General features: G+C 61.1%; 4 protein-coding genes, 1 tRNA gene and 3 rRNA genes (1 of these 8 running past the window's edge). 1 reads left to right on the forward strand and 7 read right to left on the reverse strand.

Annotated elements, in window-relative coordinates; genetic code table 11:
- Positions 1-32: 32 nt before the first annotated feature.
- Entirely contained in the window at positions 33-755 is a 723-nt protein-coding gene (locus R2B70_RS19310) for a GIN domain-containing protein (RefSeq protein WP_209794833.1), read from the reverse strand.
- Between the two features lie 314 nt (positions 756-1,069).
- Between R2B70_RS19310 and ovoA the strand changes: the two genes are divergently transcribed.
- Complete coding sequence (gene ovoA / locus R2B70_RS19315; protein WP_318162254.1) at positions 1,070-3,217, forward strand: 5-histidylcysteine sulfoxide synthase; 2,148 nt, start codon at positions 1,070-1,072, stop codon at positions 3,215-3,217.
- Between the two features lie 58 nt (positions 3,218-3,275).
- Here ovoA and R2B70_RS19320 read toward each other — a convergent pair whose 3' ends face one another.
- From R2B70_RS19320 to R2B70_RS19345, 6 genes are all read right to left on the reverse strand, one after another.
- Entirely contained in the window at positions 3,276-4,247 is a 972-nt protein-coding gene (locus tag R2B70_RS19320) for a bile acid:sodium symporter family protein (protein ID WP_318162255.1), read from the reverse strand.
- Positions 4,248-4,496: 249 nt separating this feature from the next.
- Positions 4,497-5,462, reverse strand: a complete 966-nt coding sequence (gene ebgR / locus R2B70_RS19325) for a transcriptional regulator EbgR (RefSeq protein ID WP_318162256.1) — start codon at positions 5,460-5,462, stop codon at positions 4,497-4,499.
- Positions 5,463-5,627: 165 nt separating this feature from the next.
- Positions 5,628-5,742: ribosomal RNA gene (gene rrf / locus R2B70_RS19330) — 5S ribosomal RNA — on the reverse strand.
- A gap of 22 nt (positions 5,743-5,764) precedes the next feature.
- Positions 5,765-5,840: transfer RNA gene (locus R2B70_RS19335), tRNA-Thr, on the reverse strand.
- A gap of 46 nt (positions 5,841-5,886) precedes the next feature.
- Positions 5,887-6,001, reverse strand: a 5S ribosomal RNA gene (gene rrf, locus R2B70_RS19340).
- Positions 6,002-6,125: 124 nt separating this feature from the next.
- Positions 6,126-8,162, reverse strand: a 23S ribosomal RNA gene (locus R2B70_RS19345) (it continues 852 nt past the right edge of the window).

An 8,162-nucleotide genomic window follows, 5' to 3' on the forward strand; every position in this document is an offset into this window, starting at 1 on the left:
CCTTCTTGATGACGGGTTTTCATCGCCGGGGATCAGCTCCCCAACCGGCTCACCTGACCCGAGCCCGCGATCTCGCTGGTCAGCTCGGGGCTGCCCCAGTAGCTGACCGCACCGGCACCGGCGATCTCTACCTTGAGCCGCGACTGGGCCCGCACCTCGACCTCGCCACTGCCGGCTATGCTCACCTCGACCTCCTGACTGGCGAGCCCGGCCCCCTTGACGCCACCGGCGCCGGCGATGTTCAGCGCCATCACCCGGGCGGTGCCCTGCCCCAGATCCAGGTTGCCCAGCCCGGCGATGTTGCCCTCCAGCCGATCCAGCGTCAGCCCGGTGGCGACTATGTCCCCCGTGCCTGCGAGAGAGAGCACCAGATCATCCCCCTTGAAGTCGCGCAAGGAGCCGTTGCCAATGCCCGCCAGCGCCAACTCGTGCAGCGTCGGCAGGGTGATGGTGATCTCCAGCGGCTGGGTGGGGTCGAGCCGGTAACCCTCCTTGACCTCGATCTCCAGCTTCTCCCCCTTCTCGGTGAGCACCAGGTAGGGCAGCAGGTTGGCCTCTCCCTTGACCCTGAGGGTGTGGCTCTCCCCCGCCACCAGGTACAGGTTGGCGGGCACGCCCGCCAGCACCCGGGTCACCTCCCGCCCCAGGGGATGCTGCTGCTCCACCACGGCCCCCTCCCCGCGCACCTTGACGTCATCCTGCCAGCTGCATCCGATCAGTCCCAGGGCCAGCACCACTCCCAGCATCCATCTCATCCACACTCTCCTCGTCGTGTTCCTGTCGTACCAGGCCCCCTTGACCTGGGCGACAGGGTGAATCACATTAGCAAACCCCATGCCATGAAAATAAATATATGATTTAAAGATGAAAATTGATTTCTCACACCATTGATAACCCATTATAGAGAGTCATTCAGACCATAATTTGGTAAAACTGACCACACCCGAACATGGTGCCCGATCGACACACTGGCGGCACTTTTTGGTTGCCGCCCCGGTTCGTTGAGCCAATAGTGATACTTGGTGCGTATAGAGCACTCCATCGACGCATACCAACAAGGAGTCCGAGCGTGACCCAAGCCAGCCACCCATTCGCCACCCCGGGCCTGCCCGCCCCGACCCGGACCCCGCTCTTGACCGGCGAGGATCCCGAGCAGAAACGCCGTGAGCTGCTCGCCTACTTCTGCCAGACCTTCGATCTCTACGACTCGCTGTTCGACTGCCTGGCCGACGAGCGGGCCTGGTTCAACAAGGCGATCCCCCTGCGCCACCCGCTCATCTTCTACTACGGCCATACCGCCGCCTTCTTCGTCAACAAGCTGCTGGCGGCCCGCCTCATCGAGGGCCGGCTCGACCCCCGCATCGAGGCCCTGGTCGCCATCGGGGTGGACGAGATGAGCTGGGACGATCTGGACGAGACCCACTACGACTGGCCCACGGTGGCAGAGCTGCGTGACTACCGCGGCCATGTGCGGGATCTGGTGTGTGGTTTCATCGAGCGGATGCCGCTGACCCTGCCCATCGGCTGGCAGAGTCCGGCCTGGGTCATCCTGATGGGCATAGAGCACGAGCGCATCCATCTCGAGACCTCCAGCGTGCTGATCCGCCAGCTGCCCCTGGCCTGGGTGCGCAGCCAGCCCCAGTGGCCGGTCTGCCCCGAGGCGCGCCATCGCCGTGACGAGGTGCCCGCCAACACCCTGCTGCCGGTCGCCGGCGGCCGGGTGCGCCTCGGCAAACAGGATGCCACCTACGGCTGGGACAACGAATACGGCGAGCGCCACATCGAGCTGGCCCCCTTCCAGGCCAGCCGCATGCTGGTGAGCAACGCCGAGTATCTGGCCTTCGTGCAGGCGGGCGGATATGAAGCGCCCGCCTGGTGGGACGACGAGGGCCGGGGCTGGCGCCAGTATGCCAGGGCCCGCATGCCCACCTTCTGGGTCGGCGATCCCAATGAACCCGAGCAGTTGCAACTGCGGCTGATGACCGCGCAGGTTCCCATGCCCTGGGACTGGCCAGTGGAGGTGAACCAGCTGGAGGCCGCCGCCTTCTGCCGCTGGAAGGCGGATCAGACCGGTCTGCCCGTCCAGTTGCCAAGCGAGGGGGAGTGGATGCTGCTGCGGGAGCAACTGGCCGGCGATCAGCCGGACTGGATGGAGGCCCCCGGCAACATCAACCTGGCCCGCTTCGCGTCGTCCTGCCCGGTGGATGCCTGCCCCCAGGGGAGCTTCTTCGATCTGGTGGGCAACGTCTGGCAGTGGACCAGCACCGCCATCGACGGCTTCGAGGGATTCAAGGTGCATCCCCTCTACGACGACTTCTCCACCCCCACCTTCGACGGCAAGCACACCCTCATCAAGGGCGGGAGCTGGATCAGCACCGGCAACGAGGCGATCAAGTCCTCCCGCTACGCCTTCCGTCGCCACTTCTTCCAGCACGCGGGCTTCCGCTACCTGGTCTCACGCCATCAGGAGCCCGTCATCGTGAACCCCTATGAAACCGACACGCTCGTCGCTCAGTACCTCGACTTCCAGTACGGCCCGAGCCACTTCGGGGTCGCCAACTACGCCCAGACCCTGGCCGGTCTTGCCAGCGAGCTGTGCAGTCGCCATGAGCGGGCGCTGGACATCGGCTGCGCCACCGGCCGCGCCAGCTTCGAACTGGCTCGCCGCTTCGCCCACGTGGACGGGGTCGACTACTCGGCCCGCTTCATCGACGTGGCCCTGACCCTGGCAAGACAGGACAGCTTCCGCTATGCGGTGCCGGTGGAAGGAGAGCTGGTGGAATATTGCGAGGCGCGCCTCTCCCGCCACGAGCTCGGCCGCGAGCAGGCCGATCGCGTCCACTTCAGCCAGGGGGATGCCTGCAACCTCAAGCCCAAGTATGCGGACTACGATCTGGTGCTCGCCTCCAACCTGATTGACCGGCTGCGGGAGCCCGCCCGCTTCCTGCGGGACATCGCCCCTCGCCTGCGCAGCGGCGGCCTGCTGGTGCTCACCAGCCCCTACACCTGGCTGATCGACTACACCCCCAGGGCCAACTGGCTCGGCGGCATCCGGGAAAACGGCGAGGCCCTCGGCACCTATCAGGCGCTGCAACGGCTGCTGGCGGAGGAGTTCGAGGAGCACATGCCACCGCGAGACGTCCCCTTCGTCATCCGCGAGACCGCCCGCAAGTACCAGCACACGGTGGCCCAGCTCACCGTCTGGCGCAAACGCTGACGACGCGGCAAACGAAAGAGGGAGGCCCATGGCCTCCCTCTCTTTTTGCCCGACAGGCTTACCCCTGCTGAGCCTGGGGCACGGCCTCATGCTCGCGGTAACGGCGGGCCAGCACGGCGCACACCATCAGCTGGATCTGGTGGAAGATCATCAGCGGCAGCACCATGACGCCGACGCTGGCGGCCGGGAACATGACGTTGGCCATGGGCACCCCGTTGGCCAGGCTCTTCTTGGAGCCGCAGAAGACGATGGTGATCTCGTCCGCCCTGTTGAAACCGAGGCGACGGCTGATCCAGACGTTCCAGCCCAGCACCAGCACCAGCAGCACGCAGCTCAGCAGCACTATGCTGGCCAGATCGTACCAGCCGACCTGGTGCCAGATCCCCTGCACCACCGCCTCGCTGAAGGCCACATAGACCACCAGCAGGATGGAGCTTTGATCCAGCTTGCCAATGAGCGGCCGGTGGCTGTCGACCCAGCGACCGATGAGCGGGCGCGACAGGTGGCCCACCACGAACGGCAGCATCAGCTGCACCATGATGGCCTGAATGGAGTGCCAGGTATCGACCCCCTCCCCTTGCACATTGATCATCAGCCCCACCAGCACCGGCGAGAGGAAGATGCCGAGAATGCTGGAGGCCGAGGCGCTGCACACCGCCGCCGACACATTGCCGCCGGCCATGGAGGTGAAGGCGATGGCCGATTGCACGGTGGCGGGCAGGGCGCAGAGGTAGAGGAAGCCGAGGTAGATGGCCGGGCTCAGCCAGTGGGGCACCAGCGGCGTGAGCAGCAGCCCCAACAGCGGAAACAGCACGAAGGTGCTGGCCATCACCACCAGGTGCAGCCGCCAGTGGCCGAGGCCCGCCAGCAGGTTCTGGCGCGACAGCTTGGCGCCATGCATGAAGAAGAGCAGCGCCACCGCCAGCTTGGTTAGCAGACCGAACCAGACGGCCACCTGCCCCTCGCAGGGGAAGAAGGAGGCCAGCGCGACCACCACGATCAGTACAGAGGTAAAGGGATCCAGACGCACGAGCGGTCTCCGGTGAAAGCAGATCCCGTCCCCGTGCGGGGCCGGTGATCGGGGACGACAGGAAACACAACAGGAGCTGTGGCACAGCTCCTGTTGAAACGAATCCCCAGCTTACCCCGATAAGTGGGAGGCGCAAAGTTGAGCGACAACTCGCAGTGGCAGGGAAATCAAATATGCCGGCCCGTGCCCATGGGGCAGGCGACATGTCACTCCATGGCGGCGACTAAAACAGAGCATCTTTCACTAAAATCAGCCTGTAGTACCGCGCAGTGTCAGCTTGCTCGGTACCAACACCCGCAGCGGAATGTCGCGCTCGTCGCGCAACCGCTCGACCAGCAGATTGACCCCCTGGGAGCCCATCAGCTCGGAGTGGATCCGCACCGTGGAGAGCGGCGGGAAGGTGAACCTGGCAGTCGGGATATCGTTGACGCTGATGAGCGCAATCTGCTGGGGAATGGCCAGCCCCTTCTCGTGGATGGCCCTCAGCACCCCGATGGCGATGGAGTCGGAGGCGACGAAGAGCGCACTGGGCCAGTCACCGGCCAGCATCTCCCTCGCCAGCCGATAGCCGGAGGCACTGGAGAAATCGCCGCGATAGAGATCCTGCTCCTGCACCACCCCCAGCCGCCGACCGTAATCGGTGAAGGCCAGCTCACGCAGATCCGGGCCATCATGCTGGCCACCAATATAGCCGATGCGCCTATGCCCCTGGGCGACAAAGAAATCCACCACCTGCTGGCTGATCAGCGCCAGATCCACGTCTACTGAGTCGAACTCCCTCTGGGAGCGGCAATCGATGAAAACCAGCTGGGGAGAGCTGTGCTGCAACTGGACCAGACGCTCCGGGGTGAGACTCCCCACCACCAGGATGCCGTCGACAGCGGGGAGCTCACGCCCTTCGCCACCGTGATAACAATGCGTGAGCTCGATATTGAGGCGGGCACACTGGGTCTCGATACCGTAGCGAATGGCGAGGTAGTAGGGATCGTTGACCTCGGTACTCTGCGGGTAGGCATAGACGGACAGGAAGTGCAGCCTGCCCTTGTGGATGCCCTTGCGGGCGCTGCTGGTCTTGTACTCCAACCGCTCGGCGATCTCGACGATCTTCTGCCTGGTCTCTTCCTTGACGCTCAGGCTGGGATCCTCGTTCAGTACCCGGGATACCGTGGCGAGCGAGACGCCCGCCTCCTGCGCAATTTCCTTCAACGTAGCCATCAATACCTCGCTGGCAGCCTCACCTGTTGGTCGGCAACGCCTAGAGGGTAATGATCAATCCCTTGATAGCCCAGTATTTTTACTAAAACACCGGCAGAAGGGGTGAGGAAGAGGTGGCTGAAATGCAAAAAGGCCTCCCGAATGGGAGGCCTCTTCTGAATAGGTGCCTGACAGTGTCCTACTCTCGCATGGCGAATGCCACACTACCATCGGCGCTACCGCGTTTCACTTCTGAGTTCGGCATGGGATCAGGTGGTTCCACGGCGCTATTGCCGTCAGGCAAAAGCTTTACTACTTGAAAATGGTGCTGATACCCAGAATCGAACTGGGGACCTCATCCTTACCAAGGATGCGCTCTACCGACTGAGCCATATCAGCACACTAACCGGTAAAGACCACGCTGGGCGTAATCTTGAAATTGGGTGCCTGGCAGTGTCCTACTCTCGCATGGCGAATGCCACACTACCATCGGCGCTACAGCGTTTCACTTCTGAGTTCGGCATGGGGTCAGGTGGTTCCACTGCGCTATTGCCGCCAGGCAAATTCTTCAATCCAGAAAGCTGACGTGAATAACAACTCGGCTAGTTTGCTTTGTCATTACCACTGAATTTGTAAGTAGTTCATGCACTTGCTACAAGTCTTCGAACACTTCTTGGGTGTTGTATGGTTAAGCCTCACGGGTAATTAGTATGGGTTAGCTCAACACGTCGCCGCGCTTACACACCCCACCTATCAACGTTGTGGTCTCCAACGGCCCTTTAGGACCCTCAAGGGGTCAGGGATGACTCATCTCAGGGCTCGCTTCCCGCTTAGATGCTTTCAGCGGTTATCGATTCCGAACTTAGCTACCGGGCAGTGCCACTGGCGTGACAACCCGAACACCAGAGGTTCGTTCACTCCGGTCCTCTCGTACTAGGAGCAACTCCCTTCAATCATCCAACGCCCACGGCAGATAGGGACCGAACTGTCTCACGACGTTCTGAACCCAGCTCGCGTACCACTTTAAATGGCGAACAGCCATACCCTTGGGACCGACTTCAGCCCCAGGATGTGATGAGCCGACATCGAGGTGCCAAACACCGCCGTCGATATGAACTCTTGGGCGGTATCAGCCTGTTATCCCCGGAGTACCTTTTATCCGTTGAGCGATGGCCCTTCCATTCAGAACCACCGGATCACTATGACCTACTTTCGTACCTGCTCGACCTGTCCGTCTCGCAGTTAAGCTGGCTTATGCCATTGCACTAACCTCCTGATGTCCGACCAGGATTAGCCAACCTTCGTGCTCCTCCGTTACTCTTTGGGAGGAGACCGCCCCAGTCAAACTACCCACCAGGCACTGTCCGCGAGCCCGATTCAGGGCCCTGCGTTAGAACATCAAACATACAAGGGTGGTATTTCAAGGACGGCTCCAGCGCAACTGGCGTCACGCCTTCAAAGCCTCCCACCTATCCTACACATGTAGGTTCAATGTTCAGTGCCAAGCTGTAGTAAAGGTTCACGGGGTCTTTCCGTCTAGCCGCGGGTACACCGCATCTTCACGGCGAATTCGATTTCACTGAGTCTCGGGTGGAGACAGCATGGCCATGGTTACACCATTCGTGCAGGTCGGAACTTACCCGACAAGGAATTTCGCTACCTTAGGACCGTTATAGTTACGGCCGCCGTTTACCGGGGCTTCGATCAAGAGCTTCGCTTGCGCTAACCCCATCAATTAACCTTCCGGCACCGGGCAGGTGTCACACCCTATACGTCCACTTTCGTGTTTGCAGAGTGCTGTGTTTTTGATAAACAGTCCCAGCCATCTGGTCACTGCGACTCCCGTCAGCTCCATCCGCAAGGGACTTCACCAACAAGAGCGAACCTTCTCCCGAAGTTACGGTTCTATTTTGCCTAGTTCCTTCACCCGAGTTCTCTCAAGCGCCTTGGTATTCTCTACCCGACCACCTGTGTCGGTTTGGGGTACGATGACTTGTAATCTGAAGCTTAGAGGCTTTTCCTGGAAGCAGGGCATCAATGGCTTCCGCACCGTGGTGCGTTCGTCTCGTGTCTCAGTGTTGTGTCTCCGGATTTGCCTAGAAACACCACCTACGCACTTTCACCAGGACAACCGTCGCCTGGCCCACCTAGCCTTCTCCGTCCCCCCATCGCAATTACAAGTCGTGCAGGAATATTAACCTGCTTCCCATCGACTACGCCTTTCGGCCTCGCCTTAGGGGTCGACTCACCCTGCCCCGATTAACGTTGGACAGGAACCCTTGGTCTTCCGGCGAGGAGGCTTTTCACCCCCTTTATCGTTACTTACGTCAGCATTCGCACTTCTGATATCTCCAGCATGCCTCTCGACACACCTTCGCAGACTTACAGAACGCTCCCCTACCACTCACACTTAGTGTGAATCCGCGGCTTCGGTGCCTGGTTTGAGCCCCGTTACATCTTCCGCGCAGGCCGACTCGACTAGTGAGCTATTACGCTTTCTTTAAATGATGGCTGCTTCTAAGCCAACATCCTAGCTGTCTGAGCCTTCCCACATCGTTTCCCACTTAACCAGAACTTTGGGACCTTAGCCGGCGGTCTGGGTTGTTTCCCTCTTCACGACGGACGTTAGCACCCGCCGTGTGTCTCCCGGATAGTACTTACTGGTATTCGGAGTTTGCATGGGGTTGGTAAGTCGGGATGACCCCCTAGCCCAAACAGTGC

Source organism: Aeromonas sp. XH (assembly GCF_033348475.1).
Lineage (GTDB): Bacteria > Pseudomonadota > Gammaproteobacteria > Enterobacterales > Aeromonadaceae > Aeromonas > Aeromonas sanarellii.

Excerpts from the sequence above, each read along its gene's own strand:
- R2B70_RS19310 (WP_209794833.1), bottom strand. The coding sequence starts at position 755 with ATGAGATGGATGCTGGGAGTGGTGCTGGCCCTGGGACTGATCGGATGC.
- ebgR (WP_318162256.1), bottom strand. The coding sequence starts at position 5,462 with ATGGCTACGTTGAAGGAAATTGCGCAGGAGGCGGGCGTCTCGCTCGCC.